Source organism: Paraburkholderia sp. (assembly GCF_035948235.1).
Taxonomy (GTDB): Bacteria; Pseudomonadota; Gammaproteobacteria; order Burkholderiales; family Burkholderiaceae; genus Paraburkholderia.
Window position 1 is genome coordinate 12276 of record NZ_DASZJJ010000140.1, and the last position, 21780, is coordinate 34055.

18 protein-coding genes are annotated in these 21780 nt (G+C 62.7%); 12 read left to right on the forward strand and 6 right to left on the reverse strand.

The window, feature by feature from the left end; translation table 11 throughout:
• Nucleotides 1-183: 183 nt before the first annotated feature.
• Nucleotides 184-2469, reverse strand: a complete 2286-nt coding sequence (locus VG320_RS12355; RefSeq protein ID WP_327200396.1) for an NADP-dependent malic enzyme — start codon at nt 2467-2469, stop codon at nt 184-186.
• Between the two features lie 296 nt (nt 2470-2765).
• Between VG320_RS12355 and VG320_RS12360 the strand changes: the two genes are divergently transcribed.
• Nucleotides 2766-3680 carry a LysR family transcriptional regulator gene (locus VG320_RS12360; protein ID WP_414696027.1) on the forward strand — a complete coding sequence of 305 codons (915 nt, stop codon included), beginning with the start codon at nt 2766-2768 and terminating at the stop codon, nt 3678-3680.
• Between the two features lie 27 nt (nt 3681-3707).
• On the opposite strand, the gene VG320_RS12365 is transcribed toward VG320_RS12360, so the two are convergent.
• Together VG320_RS12365 and VG320_RS12370 are read right to left on the reverse strand one after the other, a co-directional pair.
• Nucleotides 3708-4502 (reverse strand): DinB family protein, encoded by a 795-nt coding sequence (locus tag VG320_RS12365; RefSeq protein ID WP_327200398.1) that lies wholly within the window; start codon nt 4500-4502, stop codon nt 3708-3710.
• Nucleotides 4503-4599: 97 nt separating this feature from the next.
• A complete protein-coding gene (locus tag VG320_RS12370; protein WP_327200399.1) occupies nt 4600-5922 on the reverse strand; it encodes an MFS transporter in 1323 nt (440 codons plus the stop codon).
• A gap of 335 nt (nt 5923-6257) precedes the next feature.
• On the opposite strand from VG320_RS12370, the gene VG320_RS12375 reads away from it, so the two are divergent.
• The 10 genes from VG320_RS12375 (at nt 6258) to VG320_RS12420 (ending at nt 16447) form a co-directional block, all read left to right on the forward strand.
• Entirely contained in the window at nt 6258-7001 is a 744-nt protein-coding gene (locus VG320_RS12375) for an IclR family transcriptional regulator (protein WP_327200400.1), read from the forward strand.
• A gap of 85 nt (nt 7002-7086) precedes the next feature.
• Complete coding sequence (locus tag VG320_RS12380; protein ID WP_327200401.1) at nt 7087-8139, forward strand: cyclase family protein; 1053 nt, start codon at nt 7087-7089, stop codon at nt 8137-8139.
• A gap of 124 nt (nt 8140-8263) precedes the next feature.
• Nucleotides 8264-8965, forward strand: coding sequence for an SDR family oxidoreductase (locus VG320_RS12385; RefSeq protein WP_327200402.1), 702 nt, complete (start codon nt 8264-8266; stop codon nt 8963-8965).
• A 2-nt stretch (nt 8966-8967) separates the two neighbouring features.
• Nucleotides 8968-9927, forward strand: a complete 960-nt coding sequence (locus VG320_RS12390) for a 3-hydroxyacyl-CoA dehydrogenase (protein WP_327200403.1) — start codon at nt 8968-8970, stop codon at nt 9925-9927.
• An 87-nt stretch (nt 9928-10014) separates the two neighbouring features.
• Nucleotides 10015-11340 (forward strand): short-chain fatty acid transporter, encoded by a 1326-nt coding sequence (locus tag VG320_RS12395; RefSeq protein ID WP_327200404.1) that lies wholly within the window; start codon nt 10015-10017, stop codon nt 11338-11340.
• Between the two features lie 37 nt (nt 11341-11377).
• On the forward strand, nt 11378-11662 hold the full coding sequence (gene catC, locus VG320_RS12400) for a muconolactone Delta-isomerase (protein WP_027819040.1): 285 nt from the start codon (nt 11378-11380) through the stop codon (nt 11660-11662).
• A 23-nt stretch (nt 11663-11685) separates the two neighbouring features.
• Entirely contained in the window at nt 11686-11982 is a 297-nt protein-coding gene (locus tag VG320_RS12405; RefSeq protein ID WP_327200405.1) for a YciI family protein, read from the forward strand.
• Between the two features lie 523 nt (nt 11983-12505).
• Nucleotides 12506-14584, forward strand: a complete 2079-nt coding sequence (locus tag VG320_RS12410; RefSeq protein ID WP_327200406.1) for a glycoside hydrolase family 28 protein — start codon at nt 12506-12508, stop codon at nt 14582-14584.
• A gap of 139 nt (nt 14585-14723) precedes the next feature.
• The gene (locus VG320_RS12415) at nt 14724-14900 is read left to right on the forward strand and encodes a DUF1328 domain-containing protein (protein ID WP_327200429.1); all 177 of its coding nucleotides are present in this window, start codon (nt 14724-14726) and stop codon (nt 14898-14900) included.
• A 374-nt stretch (nt 14901-15274) separates the two neighbouring features.
• Entirely contained in the window at nt 15275-16447 is a 1173-nt protein-coding gene (locus VG320_RS12420) for a porin (RefSeq protein ID WP_327200407.1), read from the forward strand.
• Nucleotides 16448-16542: 95 nt separating this feature from the next.
• On the opposite strand, the gene VG320_RS12425 is transcribed toward VG320_RS12420, so the two are convergent.
• The gene (locus VG320_RS12425; protein ID WP_327200408.1) at nt 16543-16941 is read right to left on the reverse strand and encodes a PPC domain-containing DNA-binding protein; all 399 of its coding nucleotides are present in this window, start codon (nt 16939-16941) and stop codon (nt 16543-16545) included.
• Nucleotides 16942-17059: 118 nt separating this feature from the next.
• Between VG320_RS12425 and VG320_RS12430 the strand changes: the two genes are divergently transcribed.
• On the forward strand, nt 17060-18244 hold the full coding sequence (locus VG320_RS12430) for a polysaccharide pyruvyl transferase family protein (RefSeq protein WP_327200409.1): 1185 nt from the start codon (nt 17060-17062) through the stop codon (nt 18242-18244).
• Nucleotides 18245-18404: 160 nt separating this feature from the next.
• Here the strand turns inward: VG320_RS12430 and VG320_RS12435 are convergent, their stop codons facing one another.
• The gene (locus tag VG320_RS12435) at nt 18405-19571 is read right to left on the reverse strand and encodes a porin (RefSeq protein WP_327200410.1); all 1167 of its coding nucleotides are present in this window, start codon (nt 19569-19571) and stop codon (nt 18405-18407) included.
• A 608-nt stretch (nt 19572-20179) separates the two neighbouring features.
• The gene (locus tag VG320_RS12440; RefSeq protein ID WP_327200411.1) at nt 20180-21733 is read right to left on the reverse strand and encodes a DHA2 family efflux MFS transporter permease subunit; all 1554 of its coding nucleotides are present in this window, start codon (nt 21731-21733) and stop codon (nt 20180-20182) included.
• Nucleotides 21734-21780 lie beyond the last annotated feature (47 nt).

Genomic DNA, 21780 nt, shown 5'->3' on the forward strand with positions numbered 1-21780 from the left:
TTGGGATTGGTCACCAATATAGGCATGCCGCGATAGCCGGACAATCCGAATGCCGCATGAGGCGATAGCAAAAGCGGATCGCGATGTGGCACGACAAACTGAACGCGCAAAAAAAGGCGGCGCCCTTTCGGGTCGCCGCCTTTCGGTACGGGTTTATCCTGGCTTATTCAGCCTTAGCCACGATTAGTCGCGATTCGCCTGGAGCACCGTGAGCGCCGCCATATTGATGATGCGTCGCACCGTCGAGCTGGAGGTGAGAATGTTCACCGGCGCATTCACGCCCAGCAGGAACGGACCGACTGCCACGTTGCTGCCCGCGCCCGTCTTGAGCAGGTTGTAGGCGATATTGCCGGAGTCCACGTTCGGGCACACCAGCAGATTCGCCGAGCCTTGCAGACGCGAATGCGGCAGGATGCGCTGGCGCAAGCCTTCGTCGAGCGCGCAATCGCCGTGCATTTCGCCGTCGATCTCCAGGTCCGGTGCCTGCTCGGTCACGAGCTTGAGCACTTCGCGCATCTTCGTGCCCGAAGCCGAGCTGCCCGAGCCGAAGTTCGAGCGCGACAGCAGCGCCACCTTCGGTTGCAGATTGAGCCATTCCATCTGGCGTGCGGCTGCCAGCGTGAATTCGGCGATCTGTTCGGCGTTCGGATTGTCGTTGATGTGCGTATCGACGATCGCGACCGTGCGCTTGTCCAGCAGCAGGATGTTCATCGCCGCGTAGGTCTTGGCGTTGCGCTGCATACCGATCGCTTCATCGACAAAGCGCAGGTGGTCGTGGTACGCACCGACCGTGCCGCACACCATGCCGTCGGCGTCGCCCAGGCGCACCATCATCGCGCCGATCAGCGTGAGACGGCGGCGCATTTCCACGCGCGCCATTTCCTTCGAAATGCCATCGCGGCAACGCAGTTCCCAGTACGTGGTCCAGTATTGGTGGAATCGTTCGTCGTACTCAGGATTGGTGACTTCGACGTCTTCGCCCAGCTTCAGACGCAGGCCAAACTTCTCGATGCGTGCCAGCAGCACTTCCGGACGGCCGATCAGGATCGGGCGCGCCAGCTTTTCATCGACGATCACCTGCACCGCGCGCAGCACGCGCTCTTCCTCGCCTTCCGCGAACACGATGCGCGACTTCGCGCCATCGCGCACGAACTGCTTGGCGGCCGCGAAGATCGGCTTCATGAACGCGCCCGAGTGATACACGAACTGTTGCAACTCGTTGGTGTAGGCGGCGAAGTCGTCGATCGGACGCGTCGCTACGCCGTCTTCCATGGCGGCCTTGGCCACCGCCGGCGCGATACGCACGATCAGGCGCGAATCGAACGGCTTCGGAATCAGGTACTTCGGGCCAAAGCGCAGGTCATACGCGCCATAAGCCGCCGCGACCGAATCATTGAGTTCTTCTTCCGCGAGACCGGCAATCGCATGCACGGCCGCGATTTCCATGCGGCGCGTGATGGTCGTTGCGCCCACATCGAGTGCGCCGCGGAAGATGTACGGGAAGCACAGAACGTTGTTGACCTGGTTCGGGAAGTCCGAACGGCCCGTGGCCAGCACCGCATCCGGACGCGCTTCGAGCGCGATTTCCGGGAAGATTTCCGGCGTCGGGTTGGCGAGCGCCAAGATCAGCGGCTTGTCGGCCATCTTCTTGACCATTTCGGCCTTGAGCACGCCGCCAGCCGACAGACCGAGGAACACATCAGCGCCTTCGATCACTTCGCCCAGCGACCGTGCGGACGTATCCTGCGCGAAGCGTTCCTTGTCCGGGTCCATCAGCGTCGTGCGGCCTTGATAGACCACGCCGTCGATGTCCGTCACCCAGATGTTCTTGAGCGGCAGGCCCAGATCGACCATCAGGTCCAGACAGGCCAGCGCCGCCGCGCCTGCGCCCGAGGTCACGACCTTGACCTTGGTGATGTCCTTGCCGATCACCTTCAGACCGTTGAGGAAAGCCGCCGAAACGGTGATCGCCGTGCCGTGCTGATCGTCGTGGAAGACCGGAATCTTCATGCGCTCGCGCAGCTTGCGCTCGACCGTGAAGCAGTCCGGCGCCTTGATGTCTTCCAGATTGATGCCGCCGAAGGTGGCTTCCAGGCTCGCGATGATATCGACGAGCTTGTCCGGATCGCTTTCCGTGACTTCGATGTCGAACACGTCGATGCCGGCGAACTTCTTGAACAGGACCGCCTTGCCTTCCATCACCGGCTTGGACGCCAGCGCACCGATATTGCCCAGACCGAGCACGGCCGTGCCGTTGGTGATCACGCCGACCAGATTGCCGCGCGCCGTGTAACGGAACGAGTTCTGCGGATCGGTGACGATCTCCTCGCAGGCCACCGCCACACCCGGCGTATAGGCGAGCGCGAGGTCGCGCTGGGTGACGAGCGGCTTGCTCGCCGTCACCGAGATCTTGCCCGGGGTGGGGAATTCGTGATACTCGAGGGCGGCCTGACGATCGGTCTTGTTCATGTTCCTCACTCTGATGATGGGCCCCGCGCACGGGCGGCGCAGCGGTCATGTTCGAATGAGGCGATTCTAGTGAGCCGTCATAAGCTGCCCATTTTGATTTAGTATGGGGCCATTATTTTTTCATGATGGCTCCCCGATTCCCGTCCTGATTCCCGCCCCCGCGCCTCCCCGGCGCGCCTGGCGGGCAGCACGGGCGTCCCAGAGCCTCCCAGCCTCACCCAGCGGGTCTCCCGGATAAGCGGATCGTGTCGTTCAGTATCGAAGAAGTCACCCGGCGCCTCCTTTCGCGCCTCAAAATGCGTCATCTGGTGCTGCTGCTGCAGATCCGCCAGCACGGCTCCCTCACGCGCGTGGCCGAACACATGGCCACCAGCCAGCCCGCCGTGACCAACGCCCTCGCCGAAATGGAGAGCATGTTCGGCGCGCCGCTGTTCGAGCGCTCGCCGCGCGGCATGACGCCCACGCCGCTGGGCAATGTGGTGCTCGCGCGCGCCCAGGCCATGCTGCACGACCTCGACCACCTCGCGCGCGATATCGAGGCCGTGGTCGCCGGGCATGCCACGCGGCTGCATGTGGGCGTGATTCCGTTCATTTCCGGGCGTACGCTGGCTACGGCGATTCGCCTCGCCCAGTCGCGCCTGCCGCAGCGCGTCACCATGACGATTCACGAAGGCACCAGCGACGCGCTGCTGCCGCAACTGCGCGACCATACGCTCGATATCGTGATCGGGCGCGCGTCGGCGACCGTGGACGTTACGCAGCTGCGCTTCGAGGTGCTGTACCAGCAGACGCCACGGCTTATCGCCAGCCGCCGTCTGGCGGCGCGGCTCGGACGCAGCAAGGCGAACTGGCAGAAGCTCGCGGAACTCGACTGGATTCTTGGCGCGCCCAATACGCCGATTCGCGAGCAGATTGCCGATCTCTTCCTGCACGCGGGCGTGGTGCCGCCGGTGCCGATCATGGAGAGCTACACCTCGCGTCTGATCGGCGAAATGATCGCCGCCAACGAAAACGCCGTCTCCATCGTACCCGCCGATATCGCCGAAGAACTCGTGCATATCGCCGGCGTGGCGATCGTGCCGTACACCTTCGACTGGACGCTGCCGCCCATCGCCCTGTTCACGCGCGCGGGCGTGCTGCGCGAAGTGGACGGCGTGTTCGGCCAGGCGCTGCGCGAGCTTTATCTGGAAGCCGAAGCCGCGCGGCGCTGAGGCTTTTTCACCTTGTTTTGAGGGCTTTTATGCTTGCGCAGCGGGTTCGAGCAACTCGTGTTCGAGTTCCTCGAGTTCAAGCGCGTGAGTCTTGTCGTGATCGAGCAACTCGCGCACCAATTCCTCCAACGTCATACGGCGCACACCGTCACGCAGGCCACAGCGCGCCAGTTGCCCGGGCGTGAGCCGCCTGAGCGACGCGCATAGCCGCTGCCGGTTGGCAGCGAATTCGTCGCGTGCTGCCACGAGATCCTGCGCCATATAGTTGCGCTCCTCGGCGATCGTCGTGCCGTTGACCGATTCGATCAGCGGCAGATCGGCCTTGCGCACCGCGCTGAAACGCGCGGCGAACACCGCGTCCAGATCGCGCAAATGACAGGCGTGCTCCAGCAGCGAAAAGCCCGTGCCTTGCGGGCGGCGCGCCCAGAGCGCCTGCGGTACGCGCGCGACGAGCGCGGCAAAGCGCGCGGGCAGCGCGGCGAGCGCGTCGATCACCTCCGCGAACGGCAGGCTCACCGGCTGGGCGCTGAAGACTGCGCCATAGCTGAAGAACGTGCCGCCCACGCGCCCGCGCGCCTGCACGACTTCGTGTCCGTGGCGCCGCATCACCTCCGCCACCATCGCCCCGCAGAACTGCCGCGCGGTGTGATCCTGCTCGATCTCCGGATACTTCATGGCGATTTCGTCGGTAATAGCCGACACCGCGGCCACGCCCACGCGCGAAAGCACGGCGTATTCGACATAGCGCTGTGGCGTGTCGATCAGCGCTTCCAGTTGGCTGGCAAGGGCGGTCGTTCTGAAACGGTCAAAGCGGGAATGCATGGCGCGTCCTTATGGTCTTTTTTGTAACGTATCAAAATGATACGTTACAAAGCCAGACATCCACAAGTCCTCTGAGATTGATGCAGCGCCAGGAGACTCAATTAGTCGCCGTCACCACACCCGCCTCACTCGCAACCGCTGCACCCTGCATGCGCGACACCAGCATCAGCGCACACACCAGCGTAATGAGCACGTGCACGATGCCCAACGCCACCACCGACACAATGCTGCCGGTCGCGCCCAGCAGGAACTGGCCGAGAATCGGCGTCGTACCCGCGAACACCATCCCGCAGATCTGATACGCGAGCGAGATGCCCGTATAACGCACCTGTGCCGGAAACGCCTTCGCCAGCATCCCCGCCATCGCCGCGTAATAGAGCGAATGCGGAATCGACGCGAGCGCCATGCCGAACATCGCCAGCTTCGTCGAGCCCGTCGCGATCAGCGAGAACATGATTGGCAGTGCGATGATTTCCGGAACCAGCATATAGATGATGGCCTTGCGCAGATCGAGCCTGGTGGCCAGCACCGCGCCAAACGGCTGCACGATCAACTGCACGACGATGGCGAAGGTAATCACGCCCAGGAACTGCGTGCGATCGAAGCCGATCGACGTCACGGCCCACGACAACGCAAAAGTCGTTTTGAAGTAAGTCGCCGACAGCGCGATCACGCACGCGCCCACGCCCATCGCCACGAGCGCCTTGTGATGGCGCAGCACCTCGGCGATTGGCAGCTTCACCACCTTGTTCTTCGCCTGCAACTCCTTCATGGCCGGCGATTCGTCGACGCTCATGCGGATAAACATGCCCACGATCACGAGCAGCGCCGACATCAGAAACGGCACGCGCCAGCCCCACGTCATGAACTCGTGGTCGGGCAGCGTCGAAATCACGAGAAACGCCACCGTCGCCAGCAGATTGCCCGCAGGCGAGCCCTGTTGCGCAAATGCCGAGTAGAAAATCTCCTTGCCCTTGGGCGCGTGCTCGGACGACAGCACCACCGCGCCGCCCCACTCTCCGCCCATCGCGATGCCTTGCAGCAGCCGCAGCACGATCAGCAGCACCGGCGCGAGCACGCCAACCTGGCCGTAAGTCGGCAACAGGCCCATGGCCGTGGTGCAGCAGCCCATCAGCATGAGGGTGATGATCAGCGTCTTCTTGCGCCCCACCTTGTCGCCGAGATGGCCGAACACGATGCCGCCGATCGGGCGCGCGAGAAAGCCCACCCAGAACGAGGCGAAAGCCGCGAGCGTGCCCACCACCGCGTTGGTCGAGGGAAAGAACAGCTTGCCGAGCACGAGCGCCGCCGCCGTGCTGTACGCGTAAAAGTCGTACCACTCGATCGTCGTGCCGACGAACGAGGCGATGCCGGCCTTGCGGGCCTGGCGATGCTGGGTGTCGAGTGAGGATGATGCCAAGGTACGTCTCCAGTTTCGTTTTCGGCCGCCGCGTTTCTCATTGGAAACGCACGGAATCCGCCTGCCTTTCCAATACGAAACTCGCCGCTGCTTCCTGTGGCGCGGCGTGACCCTCGCGCCTGCTGAAAGCTTCGTGCAATGTTCAAATATCGAACAACCTTTCATTTATCGAACGACAGCCAGAAGGTGCGGACTATGGAGCGCCCGTTTCATACCGTCAATTAAGGGATAACCCGCGTTTGCGTCGGGCCCAGACGGCACAGCGCCGCGCGCGTTTTAGGTGTTTACCCGTAAGCGTATTGTCAGATCGTTATCGGTATGCCGATAATGCTCTCATGGATGTGAAAACTGCAGTACGCGTCTTCGACGTGATCAACCTCTTTGCCGAAGTCCGGCAGCCGATGATCTACAGCGAAATTGCGCGTCGAACCGAAATCCCGCTTTCTAGCTGTCATGCCCTTCTGCAAACGATGGTGGCCAAGGGCTACCTCTACGCGCCGGGCGTGAAGGCGGGCTATTACCCCACCCAGCGTCTGCTGCACGTCGCCCGCGACATCTGCAGCGAGGACCCGCTTACGCTGATGTTCCAGCCGCTGCTCCACGCGCTGCGCGATGCAACCGGCGAGACTGCCGGGCTGGCAACGCTTGCGGGCAATCGGGTGGTCTATCTCGACGTGGTTCAGTCGCGCCAGAAGATCCGTTACAGCGACGAACCGGGCGGCTTCATGTCGATCGCGAGCGCGGCGGGCAAGGCGTTGCTGGGCGCACTGGGCGCCGAAGGCCGCAGCCGGTTTCTCGACAACAACGTGCCGCTGCCGCTCGCGGCCAACGGTTCGGTGCTGGAGCGCGAGAAGTTCGAACGCGAGATCGAACAAGGCGTAATCGACGGCTGGCATCGCTCGACGGGCGAAAGCGTCGAGGACGTCGCCGGTCTCGCTCGCGGCTTCCTGATTCACGGCGAGGCATTTGCGCTCGTCATCGGCGCGCCCAAGGCGCGCTTGCTGAAAAACGAGCCGCAAGCCGTGCAGGCGCTGCTCGACGTGTACGCACAGATACCGCCGTCGCTGCTCGCTGCTTGATGCCAGCTCGACGCAGGACATTGCGCGCGAAAGCCGCACAGCAGTCGCACAACGGCCGCGCAAAATAGATGTGGAGGACGACAGCATGCGTTGGAAGAATCGGCCGGAAGGCTCGAACTGGGGCGATTTCGGACCCGACGATCAGTTGGGCCGCCCCAATCTGATCGGCGCTGAGCAGGTGCTCAAGGGCGCGCAGGAGATTCGCGCAGGGCTGAGTTTCACGCTGTCGCTGCCGCTCGATTTCCCCGGCGAGAGCAAGCTCAATGTGCGCCGCCATCCTCCGGTGCTGCGGCCGACCTTTCGCGACGGCCTGCCGTATGTGAATTTCCCGTTCGCGCGCAACGAGCCGCTCGCCACCGACATCGTCAGCGATGACCAGGTGCTGCTCTCGCTCCAGTATTCGACGCAATGGGATGCGCTCGCCCATGTGGGCGCGCGTTTCGACGCCGATGGCGACGGCAACGCCGAAAGCGTCTACTACAACGGCTATCGCGCCAACCGGGATATCGTCGGCCCGATGGAATATCGCGCGGAAAATGGCTTCGCGCCCCACGCGTGCGGCGGCGAGCACAGCCATGCGGACGTGCTGGGCATCGAGAATCTCGCTGTTAAGGGCATGCAGGGCCGCGGCGTGCTGATCGATTTCGCAGCGCATTTCGGGCGCGAATTTCGCACGATCGGCTACGACGACCTGATGCGCGTCATGGAGGCCGACAAAGTGGAAGTCGAGCGCGGCGACATGCTGCTGCTGCGTACCGGTTTCGCCGAGATGGTGCTGGAGATGAACAAACAGCCCGACGAAGCGGTGCTCGCGAGCCATTGCGGCGCGCTAGATGGCCGCGACGAGCGGCTGCTGCAATGGATCAGCGATTCCGGCATTGCCGCGCTGGCCGCCGACAATTACGCGGTCGAACGTTATCCCGCGCGCGAACCGGCAACGCCTGGCGAACATCCGCTGATGCCGCTGCATCATCACTGTCTTTTCAAGCTTGGGCTGCCGTTGGGCGAGCTTTGGTATCTGCGCGATCTGGCCGTCTGGCTGCGCGAACATGGCCGCTCGCGCTTCATGCTGACCGCCCCGCCGCTGCGCCTGCCGGGCGCGATGGGCTCGCCGGTTACGCCGGTCGCCACGGTTTGACGTAATTCTCGCGCGTCATTCGATCTCGCTTCGACCTCGATATGACACGAATTCGATAAGCAATCCTGCCGATTCTGCAACACGTCGGCAGTTCATTCAGCAACTGCGATTCCGTATCTTCGACATGGCTAAAGAACGAGTTTTGATCACCGGCGGCGCTGCCGGCATCGGCGCCGCATGCGCCGCACGCTGCGAGGCCGACGGTTACGAGGCGGTCGTGATCGACCGCGTGGGCGACGGCATCCTCGCCGATCTCACCGATACGCAGGCGACCGCAGCCGCGCTCGAACGCGCGCTCGCGGGTGGCCCGATCACGCGTCTCATCAACAACGTGGGCATCGTGCTCCCCAACGATGCCGCGCACCAGACGCTCGAAGAACTCGAACTCGCCTGGGCGCTCAATGTGCGCTGCGCGCAGCAGTGCATGCAGGCGCTCTTGCCCGGCATGAAGGCGGCGGGCTTTGGGCGCATCGTCAATATGTCGTCGCGCGCGGCGCTGGGCAAGGAATTGCGCACCGCGTATTCGGCCACCAAGGCGGCGCTGATCGGCATGACGCGCGTGTGGGCGCTAGAACTGGGCGTGCACGGCATCACCGCGAACGCGATCGGCCCCGGCCCGATCCGCACCGAACTGTTCGACCGCGCCAACCCGCCAGGTGCGCCGCGCACCCAGGCCATCATCGACGCCGTGCCGGTCAAACGCGTAGGCACCCCCGACGACATCTCGCACGCCGCGTCATATCTGCTCGATGCGCGTAGCGGCTTCGTCACCGGACAGGTGCTCTATGTGTGCGGCGGCATGACGGTCGGCGTCGCGGGAGTCTGACGATGACGTCCACGGACTTGCGGCGCGCGGGCATCGTCGGAGGCGGCAGCATCGGCGTGGCCTTCGCGATTGTGTTTGCGCGCGCGGGCTGGCGCGTGCGCCTGTTCGATCCCGATGCACAACGGCGCGCCGCCGTGCCCGGCGAAATCGCGCAACGGCTCGACGATCTTAGGCGTTTTGCGCTGATCGACGAAAGCGCGGCGCAGATCGCGGCGCGAGTGGAGATCGCCGATACGCTCGAAGCCGCGGTGAATGACGCCGATCTCGTGCAGGAATGCGCGCCCGAGCGTGTCGATATCAAGCGCGAATTGTTCGCACAACTGGATAAATTTTCTCCGCCTCAGGCGATCATCGCGAGTGCGTCGTCATTTCTCGCCGCCTCTGAATTCGTCGATCAAAGTCTGCCGGGCCACGCGCGCTGCCTCACTGCGCATCCGGGCAACCCGCCCTATCTGGTGCCCGTGGTCGAAATCGTGCCCGCACCCTTCACGTCCACCGCCGCCACGACGCGCGCCATCGCGCTGTATGGCGAAGCGGGCCTCATGCCCGTGCGCGTGAAAAAAGAAGTCGCAGGTTTCATTTTCAACCGACTGCAAGGCGCCGTGCTGCGCGAAGCGTATTGCCTCGTGCGCGACGGTGTGGCCTCCGTGGACGATATCGATACCGTCATGCGCGAAGGCCTCGCGCCGCGCTGGTCGGTAATTGGCCCGTTCGAAACCGTCGATCTGAACACGCGCGGCGGCATCGCCTCGCATGCGCAAAAGATGGGGCCATCGTACGAACGCATGGGCGCCGAGCGCGGCCAGCACGATCCGTGGACGCCTGAACTGGTCGCGCAGGTGGAAGCCGCACGCCGCGCCGCCTTGCCGCTGGACCAATGGGACGCGCGCGTGGCCTGGCGCGACCGGCAACTCATGCAACTCGCGCGGCACCGCAGGAGCACCGCGCGCACGGACGACTGAAACGAGTGCGAATCACGCACCACACATGCCGCTCGCCGCGATGCGAGAGAGACCCAAGAACTATTAAGACCTGAAAGAGACACAACCATGCAGCGAGTCACTGCCTTCTTTACCGAGCTGATGCGCCGGTATCTGCCCGATCCCTTCGTCTTCGCGATCGGCCTCACCCTGCTTACCATGGCGCTGGCCGTCATCGTCCAAGGGCAAACCGTCACCGCGCTCACCACGAGCTGGGGCAAGGGCTTCTGGGCGCTGCTCGCGTTCACGACGCAGATGGCCGTGATTCTCGCGATGGGCTACGTGCTGGCCACCGCGCCGCTCACCGACCGCTTTCTCAACCGCCTCGTCGCGCACGTCGATTCGCCGCGTATGGCGATCATCCTCGCGACGCTGGTCGGCGGCGTCGGCAGCTATCTGAACTGGGGCTTCGGACTCGTGGTGGGCGGCATCGTCGCGCGCAAGCTCGCGCTGCGCGTCAAGGGCGTGCATTACCCGCTTATCATCGCCTCGGCGTATAGCGGCTTCACGCTTTATGGGCTTGGATTGTCCGCTAGCATTCCGGTGCTGATCTCGACCAAGGGGCATCCGCTCGAAGCACAGATGGGCGTTATTCCGCTCTCCGAAACGATTTTCTCGCCCACCATGCTGATCACCAGCCTCGTGACCATCGTCACGCTGCCGCTGCTCAATGCGTGGCTGCATCCGAAGGCGGGCCAGCCGGTGAAGGAAATCGACCGTGCGCTCGAAGAAGCCCCCAAGGCTGCGCCCGCGCTCGATATCGACGATGGCAAGACGCTCGCCAATCGCCTGAACAACAGCCGCGTGCTGAGCTATGTGATCGGCGCGATCGGCATGGGCTATGTGGCGCTTCACTTTGTGCAGGGCGGCTCGATCGATCTGAACCTCATCAACTTCTTTATTCTGTTTCTGGGCATCCTGCTGCTGGGCACGCCGATCCGCTATGTGGAGAAGCTCAACGAAGGCATTCGCACCATCAGCGGCATCATCCTTCAATACCCGTTCTACGCGGGCATCATGGCGATCATGGCGTCGTCGGGTCTCGTCAATACGCTTTCCGAAGCCTTCGTCAAAGTGGCCACGCCCGCCACGCTGCCGTTCTGGGGCTTGATCAGCTCGTTCGTCATCAACTTCTTTGCGCCTTCGGGCGGTGGTCACTGGGTCATTCAGGGGCCGTTCATGATCGAAGCGGCGAAGACCATCGGCGCGTCGGTGGGCCATACCTCGACCGCGGTGATGCTCGGCAATGCCTGGAACGATCTGGTTCAGCCGTTCTGGATTCTGCCCGCGCTCGCGCTTTCGAAGCTCAAACTCAAGGACATCATGGGCTATACGGTCATCATGATGTTCTGGATCGGCATCGTCTATTCGGTTGCGATTCTCCTTTGGGGTTGAGCGCTTTTCTGAAATCAGCAATCACCGGAGATTAACCATGTTGTATCTCGTGCACATGCAGGTGCAGATTCCGCACGGCACCGACGCCGCCTATGCCGACAAACTCAAGGCTGAAGAAAAAGCCTTTTCGCAGCGTCTCCAGCACGAAGGCAAATGGCGACATCTGTGGCGCGTGGCGGGCGAGTACGCAAATTACAGCGTATTCGACGTGGAATCGAATGACGAACTGCATACGCTGCTGTCCGCGCTGCCGCTGTTCCCGTTCATGAAGATCAGCGTGACGCCGCTTGCACAGCATCCTTCCGCGATCGCGCCGAACTGAACCCACGCTGCACGGAACACGCCATGCCGTTTCTGATCGAGACATTCGACAAACCCGACCACGCTCATGTGCGCGCGCGCGAACGTGATGTGCATCTGGACTTTCTCGCGCAGCACAAGGCGCTGCTGCTCGCCTGCGGCGCCAAGCTCAACGACGACGGATCGAGCGCGGGCGGCGGCATCTATATCGTCGACGTCGAGACCCGCGAGCAAGCCGAAGCCTTTATCGCGCAAGACCCGTTCTCGCACGCTGAGCTGTTCGAACGCGTGAGCATCGTCCGCTGGCGCAAGGCCTACGTCGACGGCACCTGCTATCTCTGAACCTCACCACCCGCTCCCTCGGACGGCGCCGCCCTGTACGGCGCCGGTTTGGCCCGTCGTGCGTCCCTCCAGCGCGACGGGCCGTTTTTCATGATTTGCGCGCGATCAAATAAAAGAGTTCTGCGCCTTCCGGCAGGGCTGTGCGAACTCGTGAGCCGCGTTGTCGGCTGATGCGCAGGCGCGCGTCGTCGCGATCATTTGAGTCAGACTCAATCTTTATTGCCTAGCGTCAATATCATGGCGCGGCTCATCGCTTTCGTAGCGCGTTTACATTGATGCCGGGCAATATCAGGTTTTCTATCGTCCAGCCGATCACCCCGCATTCCGCCACGCTGTACGCCTGCTACGCGACATTTATTCAGTCATCCTGAAAAAATGTCAGGGCATTTACCAGGTGTGATGTCTCTTCATCGGATCACTACACTACGCGGCGTTGTAAGACAACACAGCGACGGCAAGTGCATTGTCTGACGAGCGCCTTGCCGATCTCCGCGCCACTCCACGCACTCCGACGAGATCACACATGGCACCGCACTCCGGCAAGAATTCCCGCTTTCCCGACGATGCTCACACGACGCGCCCGCGAAGCGCGCTAACGTGGCCCGGCCTGGCGAGGCCCGGCCTGACGCGGCCCGGCCTGACCGGCGCCATGGCCGTTGCAATCGCGCTCTCGGCGTGTGGCGGCTCGGGGCCGTCCGCATCCAACGGCAGCGTCGAGAACACCACGGCGCCCATGGCCGCTTCGGAAAGCCAGAGCGCGGTCAGTCCGACATCGGCGAGCGATGCAACCACTCCGCCCGTGGCGCCCGTCAATCCCGATACCCCGGTGACGCCAATCACACCGACCAATCCCGATACCCCCGCCAGCGATACGACAGGCGGCACCACCCCCGCGACACCCGGCTTCCAGGTCGGCACCACCACCACCGACAGCGCGCTGCCGCCCGAGCCCACGTTACCGGCCGCCAGCCAGATCTGCGCAACGCTCAACGCCAACCTCACCGCGCAAGCCAACGGCCTGCTGCCCGACAGCGCCGACGCAGCCAGCACCGCGCCCGACACCTCGCGCATCCAGGCCGCGCTCACCAGTTGCACCAACGCCGCCAGCAGCGGGCTCTCGACCAACAAGGCCGTGCGCCTGATCGCCGGCCCGGGCGGCGCGAACGCCTTCCTCTCCGGCCCGCTGAATCTGCCCAGCGGCGTGACGCTCTGGATCGACAGCGGCGTGACGCTATTCGCCTCGCGCGACCCGCGCCAGTACGACAAGACCAAAGGCACCGCAAGCTGCGGCCTGATTACGTCTAGCGATAACGGCTGCAACGCGCTAATCACGGCGGCCAAAACGAGCAACAGCGCCGTAGTGGGCGACGGTGTCATCGACGGTCGCGGCGGCAGTCCGCTCCTCAGCAGCATTCCCGGCGACCCGGCACTGCTCAAGCGTCCGAACGGCACGGCCATGAGCTGGTGGGATATCGGCTGGCAGGCCAACGTCGTGCAGAACGCCTCGCAGAACAATCCGCGTCTTATCCAGATCAACAACGGCCGCAACTTCACGCTCTATCGCATCACGCTGCAAAACGCGCCGAAATTCCACGTCGTGCCAAGCGGTATCGACGGCTTCGTCGCGTGGGGCGTCAAGATCTTCACGCCAACCGCCGCCTACGAGTCGATGACGAACTACCTCGGCGCGCCCTATAGCACGCTCAACGCCAAGAACACCGACGGCATCGACCCCGCCAGCTCCGGGCCGATCACGAGCAATCCGGGCAACCCCGGCAAGCTCACGGGCGACGCGAGCAATATCCTCATCGCCTACACCTCGATTCGCACCGGCGACGACAACATCGCCATCAAGGGCGGCACTGGCACCGTCAATGGCCGCACCTATAACGTCACGATCGCGCACAGCCATTTCTATGAAGGCCACGGCATGTCGATCGGCAGCGAATTCGAGGGATCGGACAATGGCATGGCCAACGCGGACGTCACCCCCGTCGATGGCGTCTACCCTGGCGTGAGCAACGTGAACGTCTACGACCTGGTGATGGACGGCGCCGACAACGGTCTGCGCATCAAATCGGACTGGAGTCGCAGCGGGCTGATCGCCAACATCAACTATCGGAACGTCTGCATCCGTACGGCAACGCCCACCGCTTCGCTAAGTCCGCAGGCGCTGATCTTCTCGCCTTACTACAGCCCGACGACCAACGCGGGACTGTATCCGAACTTCCGCAACATCAATCTTGACGGTATCCGTATCGTCAACGCGTCGGGCTATACGTTCCAGGGCTTCAACACGGCGAGTCCGATCCTCGCGGGCAAGGGCTGGTCGGCGGGCACCGTTGGGCTGCCGAATCCGCCGGTCGTCAATCCGCTGCAGATCTCGCTGAACAATGTGGTTGCCGATGTCGCGCCGCTGTCTGTGACGGCCGCCGATGCACAGATCGCCGTGGGTGCGGGCGGTACGAATCTGCCATTGCAGGGCCTGGGTAACGGCGTGGTGCTGACGCAGTCGGCAAGCGGCGCGGCGAATCCGCCAGTCGATTGCAGCCTCGCGTTCGTGCCTTTCCCGGGAAATCTGGGAGCGCGCGCCGCGCATTGAGGGGGCGACGAGCCTGCAATGAACGGAGCAGGTGTGCATCGGCCGCCTCAGGCACACCGCTTGCTCCCGCCTTACAGTGTCCAATCAGCCCTGTTCCGGCGCGCGCCTGGCGCCGCCCACACGCGAGGAGAAAACCGAAATGCTGAAACTGGCTCTGTTCTTTGCTATCGTGGCCGTCATTGCGGCCCTGCTCGGCTTTACCGGCGTGGCCGCGGGCGCCGCCGCCATCGCCAAGATCCTGTTCGTTATCTTCCTCATCCTGTGCATTGCGTTCCTGCTGCTCGGGGTGTTCGTCGCGAAGAAGATTGTCGATTAGCGGTGCGGGCCGGCGCTGCCTGAAAGGGCCGCGCCGGCCCGGCTCCGATCCGTACTCCAGCCACTGCGTAATATCTCGAATCATCCCCGCCGCACGGCGTCCGCCAGCGCGCAACGCGCCTTTCACCGCATTCTTTCGCGCTTTCTCCAGCCCGAAATCGGGTCCCAATCGGGTCTCAAAAGCGCGCACTTAAATTTCTCATGTCAGAAACTTAAACCAGGTTTCATTTTTCTGGCCATTTTCGACATGTACCTGTAATTGCATTTCCTTAAATTCTCGGTTCCTGCTGCATCGCTGCGAATCATGTGAATTGGACTCCTAACCACACGCTCGTCCATACGCATGGTGACTTATCTTTCTACTACGGAATCGACATGAAAAAAGCGTTGTTGAATACTCTCGCGCTCGCCACTCTGGCTGCGTCGTCGATGGCGCACGCGCAAAGCAGCGTCACCCTGTACGGCACCGTCGACGCGGGGCTCGACTACATCAGCAACCAGAAATCGTCGACGGGTCACGGGGCCACGTACGGCGTGGAGTCCGGCAATCTCAGCACGAGCCGCTGGGGTCTGCGCGGCGCCGAAGATCTGGGCGGCGGCCTGAAGGCGATTTTCGACCTTGAGAACGGTTTCTCGGTCGTCAACGGCAAGGGTTCGAACGGCGGCTACATGTTCGGCCGTCAAGCCTGGGTGGGTCTGTCGAGCGACCAGTACGGCACGGTGACGCTGGGCCGCCAGTACGACGCGCTGGTGGACATGATCGCGCCGATGTCGGCAACTGGTTCGGGCTTTGGCGGCAATATCGCCGAGCATCCGTTCGACAACGACAACCTGAACAACGACGTTCGCATGAACAATGCGATCAAGTTCCGCAGCGCGACCTACGCGGGCTTCCAGGCGGAAGCGGCCTTCGCATTCAGCAACGAAGGCGGCGGTTTCTCGCAGAACGATGCCTACACCTTCGGCGCGTCGTGGAACGGCGGTCCGATCAACCTCGCGGTCGCGTACTTCCAGGGCAACCAGCCGGGCTCGACCACGAGCGGCGCACTGTCCGCCGGCACCAACACCGACAACGATCCGATGTTCGTCGCCGAACGCACGCGCACGCTGGGCGCAGGCGGCAGCTACACGATGGGCGCGGCCAAGGTCGGCCTCGTGTTCACGCGCACGATGATCGCCTCGCCGACGGAAATAGCCCAGGGCGGCTCGCTCAACACGTTCGACGCGAACTACCTCACGTTCAACAACTTCGAACTGAACGGCAAATACCAGCTCACGCCGCAATTCAGCCTGGGCGGCTCGTACACCTATACGGACGGTTCGGTCAGCCGCACGCAGGGCAATGCGTCGCCGCACTGGAACCAGTTCATGCTCCAGGCCGACTACGCACTCTCGAAGCGCACCGACCTGTACCTCGAAGGCGTGTACCAGCGCGTCTCGGGCGCGAACGGCATTTCGGTGCTGGGCAATGCATCGATCTACAACCTCGCGGCTTCGTCGAGCAACACGCAGGCTGTGGTGGCGGCAGGCATGCGCCTGAAGTTCTGATGATGCGGGCGCAAGCCTGAATTCATGCAGTGAACGCGGCGGCACGAGCGGTCTTGATGACCGGCGCGCCGCCGCGTTGCTTTTCAGCCCTTATTTCAGGCATCTTTACGCACCACGAGTTCAGGAAAGCCCGACTGTGCATCGTGCTCGCGCGAAAAACGAAAGCCTGGCAGCAGCATGACCAGCACCTCGGCCGTGGTGCGCACGATGCAGCCATGCGCAACATGGCCGCCGAGCACGCGGCCCTGCGCATCGGACACGCTCATGTGAAGATGCGCACCATCGGGCGAGAGCGAGCCCGCCAGCGTAAGGATTTCATAGTCGCCGCGCAATGAAGTGGGCGCATCGACGCCCGCGAAGCGCAATTCCACCGCACTCAGGCTGCCAATGCCCTGCACGACCCAGGCAGCCGCCACGTTCTGCCCTGCAGGCAACTGACCGAGTGCATCGCGCAGATCGGCGCCGGGCGACAGTCTCAGGGGTAGCGCTTGCATACACGGCTCCTCTCGCGGGTTCGGGCATGTCAGATTAAGGCCGTTCGGAGCGCCTTGCAATCATGGCCGGCGTAGTATCGGTGTGGCGACACATAGCGATACGTTTCGGGGCGCGCCCATGTCCTCTGCTCTGCCTGCGGTTCTATTCGGTGCGTTCGATCGCCACAATTTCGGCGATCTGCTGTTTGCGCATGTGCTCGCGCGCATGCTTGCACCGCGTGACGTGCTTTTTGCAGGGCTCGTCGCGCGCGATCTGCGCGCATTCGGCGGCCATCGCCTCCATGCAATCGACGAGATCGTCGCTCGCGGCTCGCCGTTCGACCTCGTTCACTCAGGCGGCGAACTGCTGACTTGCGATGCGTGGGAAGCCGCCGTGATGCTTGCGCCCGCCACGCGCGTACAAGCGATCATCGACGAGGAAAACGCATGGCATGCCGATCCGCTCGCGTGGTCAAGGAATCATCTGGGCGTGGCCGCACGTGCACCTTATGTGCTTTCCAAAGACTCGTTGCACGCACAACATATCGTCTTTCATGCGATGGGCGGCGCGGGTCTCGATCGGCGCGACGAAGCCTTCCGCGCGGAAGTCATCGGCAAGCTCAAAGAGGCGGATAAAGTCAGCGTGCGCGACCGCCTGACGCAAGCTCATCTGCACGCGCAAGGCATCGACGCGCCACTCATCCCCGACCCCGCCGTGATGGTGGCCGAACTATTCGGCGCGCACATTCACTCTCGCGCAACGCACGCGCCTGTGCAAGCCATCGTCGACGCTTTCCCGCAGGGCTACGCGGCGATTCAATTCGATGCGGGTTTCGGCGACGATGCCACGCTCGACGTCATCGCGCGCCAGCTCGCGCGCGTAGCGAAGGAAGATGGTCTGGGAATTGTGCTGTTTCGCGCGGGCGCCGCGCCCTGGCATGACGACATCGCGGTCTACGCACGCCTGCAGCAGCGTCTGTCCGCAAGGTGTGTGCTATTCGCTTCGCTGGACATCTGGGACATCTGCGCGTTGATCGCGTCGAGCCGCGTCTATTGCGGCAGCAGCCTGCACGGCAGGATCGTGGCAATGGCGTTCGCGCGGCCACGCGTCAACATCGTTCACAGAGAAGAAACCTGGCAACCGCCCAGGCAGGCCGCCTTTGCGGCGACGTGGGAGCCTGAAGAGATCGCGGCGACGGCGTATGGAGAAGAACTGGCGCAAGCGATCAGTGCCGCGTTGCATACGGATACTGCATTGCTGCGTCACACCGCAGACGATCTGGCGCGCCGCTATCGTGCGGCCTTCGAGACATCGGCCCTATAAAACAAGGCCCCAAAACGCAGCTGGCCCGTCGGCGAAACATGCCTTGTGGGCATCTTTCGCACGACGGGCCAGCCGTGAAGCAAGCGTTCCAGACGCGCGGGCGAACCGGCCGATCCGCCGCGCGCGCTGTCCAGCCTGCTATGCAGCAGTCAGGCTTCGATTAGAAGCGGTGACGCAGACCAACCGTTGCAGCGACCTGGTTTTGCGAGGTCGACGGCGACAGCGTGTTGATCATAGCGACGTTTGCACGGCCATCGCCGAACGAACCCGAAGCGTGCTGGTAGACGCCTTCGACGTACACGTCGGTGCGCTTGGACAGCGAGTAGTCAGCTTGCAGCGAAGCCGTTTGCCACTTCGGATCGGTCGAACCAGCCGAGCTCTTCAGCTTGCCGTCCGTGAACGTGTACGATGCGTCCAGGCTCAGGGCCGGGGTCAGTGCGTAACGGCCGTTCAGCTCGAAGTTGTCGAGGTGCAGGTTCGTGCCGGTCGGAACGACGAAGTTCGTCGATGCGCCGTCTTGCGAGCCAGCCAGCAGGTTTTCGTATTGCGTGTGGGTCCACACGAAGCCGACCGTTGCCGGGCCGTACGTGTAGTTCACGCCTGCACCCATCGTGCGCTGCGTTTGCGCCGTCAGGTTGAAGTTGTTGCTGCTACCCGAGTTGACCGCGCCGCTCGACTGGTTCGACTGGCTGATCGAGTTGTTCATCTGCAGGTAAGCTGCCGATGCGTTCAGCGGGCCGTTGTTGTACGAAGCACCGACGCTCCATGCGCGGTTGTTCGAGAACTGGCCTGCGTCGTTGCTGAAGCCGTACATGCCGCCGAACTTGAAGCCAGCGTAGTTCACGCTCGTGTACTTGACCGAGTTCTTGATCGAGAACGAGTGATCAAGATTGTCGTTGTCGAACGGGTGAGCGGCCAGGTTGTTGCCGTAGCCAGCGCCTGCTTCCGACAGCGGCGACAGGAAGTCAACCATCGAGTCGTACTGGCGACCCAGCGTCAGCGTGCCGAAACGGTCGCTTTGCAGACCGACGAACGCCTGGCGGTTGAACATCGTGCTGCTTTCAGCTTCCTTGCCGTTGTTCAGGTTGAAGCCGTTTTCCAACGTGAAGACCGCATGCAGACCGCCGCCCAGGTCTTCGCTGCCCTTCAGGCCGAAGTACGTGTCCGACAGCGAGCCGCTGCCCTGGTTCCATGCCGAGTGGCCGCCAGCGTTGTTCGCGTAGACGATACCCGCATCCAGCGAACCGTACAGCGTGACGCTGCTTTGTGCGTGAGCCGAAACTGCGAACGCGCTCAGGACGCCCGCGATGATCAGAGTGTTCTTCATGACTTTCCTAAAGTAACTTGCTTGACTTGCTTTGACTTGCAGATCGCAATGAAACGAATCCGGGTATTGGACCCATCCCGCAATCTCCGGCGAAGTTTAAGTGCCACAGACGTAGAAACGGATCATTTGCACGGTGGAACAGATATTTGCGAAATATGGAAATATCGGGTTTTTGGCGCTTAAAACCTTGTCTTAAAAGGGAAAATTCTTGCTGTGCCCGTCATCTGGCTGTCACACACCTGTGGCAATCACGCGACGCTGTTGTCAAGTTAGTGAATTTGATTATTGTCAAAACAAGTGCAATTAGGACTAGACCCCCATGCTAATATTCCGCTGTCTGAGGTAACTCCGGAACAGTTATCACGGACTAATGGGGTGGCCGAGTCTGCGGTCACCCCATTTTTATTTGCGCGGCGTAATGCCGCAGTAGTGCCGGAGAAAGCCAGATCGAAAGCCGGATGACAAGCCAGAAACACAAAAGCCGGCGCACCGATAATCGGCGAGCCGGCCCTGGGAAAATCCGCCAGTTAATTTACAACTCGTAACGCGCGATTACGGCGTGTAAATCAATGGCTAAATCGGCGGCTAATGGCTGAAAATGCCCGCCATTAATGCGCACCCGCTGCACTGGAAGCATCGGCGGCGCTACGCGAAGGTCGCGTAATCCAGATCAGCGGAATGATGGCGATAAAGATGATCGCCGAGATATAGAAGATGTCATTCAGGCCCATCACCGCAGCCTGCGAATCCACTGAGGTGTTGAAGAGCGCATAGGCCGAATCGCCGCCCAGATGCAGCGCGCCGTGCACGTTGTCCATCTGTTGCGTGAACACCGGGTTGGTCGGGCTCGCCTGTTCGGTGAGGCGTACGTGATGCAGGATCGTGCGATCGTTGAAGGCGTTGCCGATCAGCGAAGTGCCCACCGCGCCGCAGAACGTGCGCGCGAAGTTCGACAGCCCGGCGGCCGCCGGAATCTTCTCCGGTGGCAGGCCCGAAAGAATGATCGAGGTGAGCGGCACGAAGAACATCGCCATCGGAATGCCCTGCAGCAGCGTGGGCAGCACGATGTCCCAGTGCGAGACGTCGGTATAGAAGCGCGTGCGCATCATGAAGACCACCGCGAAGCCGATAAAGGCCACGGTTGCGATGTAGCGCGGGTCGCTACGCGGCAGCAGGCGCCCGATGATGGGCGTGAGCAGCACCGCGAACACGCCGAGCGGCGCGGTAGCGAGCCCCGAATCCACGGCGCGGTAGCCCAGATAGCCCTGCATCCACTGCGGCAACAGCACCAGCGTGCCAAAGAACATGCCGTAGGCTACCGAAATCGAAATCGTCCCGCCCGCAAAATTGCGTTGCGTGAAGAGGCGAATATCGACCACGGGGTTCTCTTCGGTGAGTTCCCACACGATGAAGAACGCGAAGCCCACCAGCGCGACCAGACCCAGCGCGACGATCAGCGGCGAATCGAACCACGCGAGATCCTTGCCTTTGTCGAGCATGATCTGCAGCGAGGCCACCCAGACGACCAGCAGAAAGAGGCCAACGCCGTCAATTGGCAGGCGCCGCGTGGCCGATTCGCGTTCGCGATAGATGGCCCACGTGACGGCGGCCGCGAACAGGCCCACCGGAATGTTGATATAGAAAATCCACGACCAGTTGTAATCGTAGGTAATCCAGCCGCCCAGCGACGGCCCCGCGATCGGGCCAACCAGCGCCGTCATCGACCAGAGCGCGAGCGCCGTCGATGACTTCTGTTTGGGCCACGAGCCAAGCAGCAGCGCCTGCGAAAGCGGTGCGAGCGGGCCGGCCACCACGCCTTGCAGAATCCGCGCGCCCAGCAGCGTGGGCAGATTCGGCGCGATGCCGCACAGCCACGAGGCCAGCACGAACAGCAGGATCGACGTGACGAATAGCTTCACGGTGCCAAAACGCTGCGTGAGCCAGCCGGTGAGCGGAATGGAAACGGCATTGGCCGCCGCGAAGATGGTGATGACCCACGTGCCTTCATCGACGGACACGCCGAGATCGCCCGAAATGGTCGGGATCGCGACGTTGGCGATCGACGAATCGAGCACGTTCATGAACATCGCCAGCGACACGGCAACGGTGCCGATAGCGAGCTTGGCGCCGCTAAGCGGCGCGAGGGGTTGCGGTGCAGACATGGAATACGCGTGTGATGAACGGGGGCCGGCGGCAAGGCGCAAGCCAA

What these genes read in the sequence shown, in the direction of transcription:
- VG320_RS12355 (WP_327200396.1), bottom strand. Translation starts at nt 2,469, where the DNA reads ATGAACAAGACCGATCGTCAGGCCGCCCTCGAGTATCACGAATTCCCC.
- VG320_RS12360 (WP_414696027.1), top strand. Translation starts at nt 2,766, where the DNA reads ATGCGTCATCTGGTGCTGCTGCTGCAGATCCGCCAGCACGGCTCCCTC.
- VG320_RS12365 (WP_327200398.1), bottom strand. Translation starts at nt 4,502, where the DNA reads ATGCATTCCCGCTTTGACCGTTTCAGAACGACCGCCCTTGCCAGCCAA.
- VG320_RS12375 (WP_327200400.1), top strand. Translation starts at nt 6,258, where the DNA reads ATGGATGTGAAAACTGCAGTACGCGTCTTCGACGTGATCAACCTCTTT.
- VG320_RS12380 (WP_327200401.1), top strand. Translation starts at nt 7,087, where the DNA reads ATGCGTTGGAAGAATCGGCCGGAAGGCTCGAACTGGGGCGATTTCGGA.
- VG320_RS12385 (WP_327200402.1), top strand. Translation starts at nt 8,264, where the DNA reads ATGGCTAAAGAACGAGTTTTGATCACCGGCGGCGCTGCCGGCATCGGC.
- VG320_RS12390 (WP_327200403.1), top strand. Translation starts at nt 8,968, where the DNA reads ATGACGTCCACGGACTTGCGGCGCGCGGGCATCGTCGGAGGCGGCAGC.
- VG320_RS12395 (WP_327200404.1), top strand. Translation starts at nt 10,015, where the DNA reads ATGCAGCGAGTCACTGCCTTCTTTACCGAGCTGATGCGCCGGTATCTG.
- catC (WP_027819040.1), top strand. Translation starts at nt 11,378, where the DNA reads ATGTTGTATCTCGTGCACATGCAGGTGCAGATTCCGCACGGCACCGAC.
- VG320_RS12405 (WP_327200405.1), top strand. Translation starts at nt 11,686, where the DNA reads ATGCCGTTTCTGATCGAGACATTCGACAAACCCGACCACGCTCATGTG.
- VG320_RS12410 (WP_327200406.1), top strand. Translation starts at nt 12,506, where the DNA reads ATGGCACCGCACTCCGGCAAGAATTCCCGCTTTCCCGACGATGCTCAC.
- VG320_RS12415 (WP_327200429.1), top strand. Translation starts at nt 14,724, where the DNA reads ATGCTGAAACTGGCTCTGTTCTTTGCTATCGTGGCCGTCATTGCGGCC.
- VG320_RS12420 (WP_327200407.1), top strand. Translation starts at nt 15,275, where the DNA reads ATGAAAAAAGCGTTGTTGAATACTCTCGCGCTCGCCACTCTGGCTGCG.
- VG320_RS12425 (WP_327200408.1), bottom strand. Translation starts at nt 16,941, where the DNA reads ATGCAAGCGCTACCCCTGAGACTGTCGCCCGGCGCCGATCTGCGCGAT.
- VG320_RS12430 (WP_327200409.1), top strand. Translation starts at nt 17,060, where the DNA reads ATGTCCTCTGCTCTGCCTGCGGTTCTATTCGGTGCGTTCGATCGCCAC.
- VG320_RS12435 (WP_327200410.1), bottom strand. Translation starts at nt 19,571, where the DNA reads ATGAAGAACACTCTGATCATCGCGGGCGTCCTGAGCGCGTTCGCAGTT.
- VG320_RS12440 (WP_327200411.1), bottom strand. Translation starts at nt 21,733, where the DNA reads ATGTCTGCACCGCAACCCCTCGCGCCGCTTAGCGGCGCCAAGCTCGCT.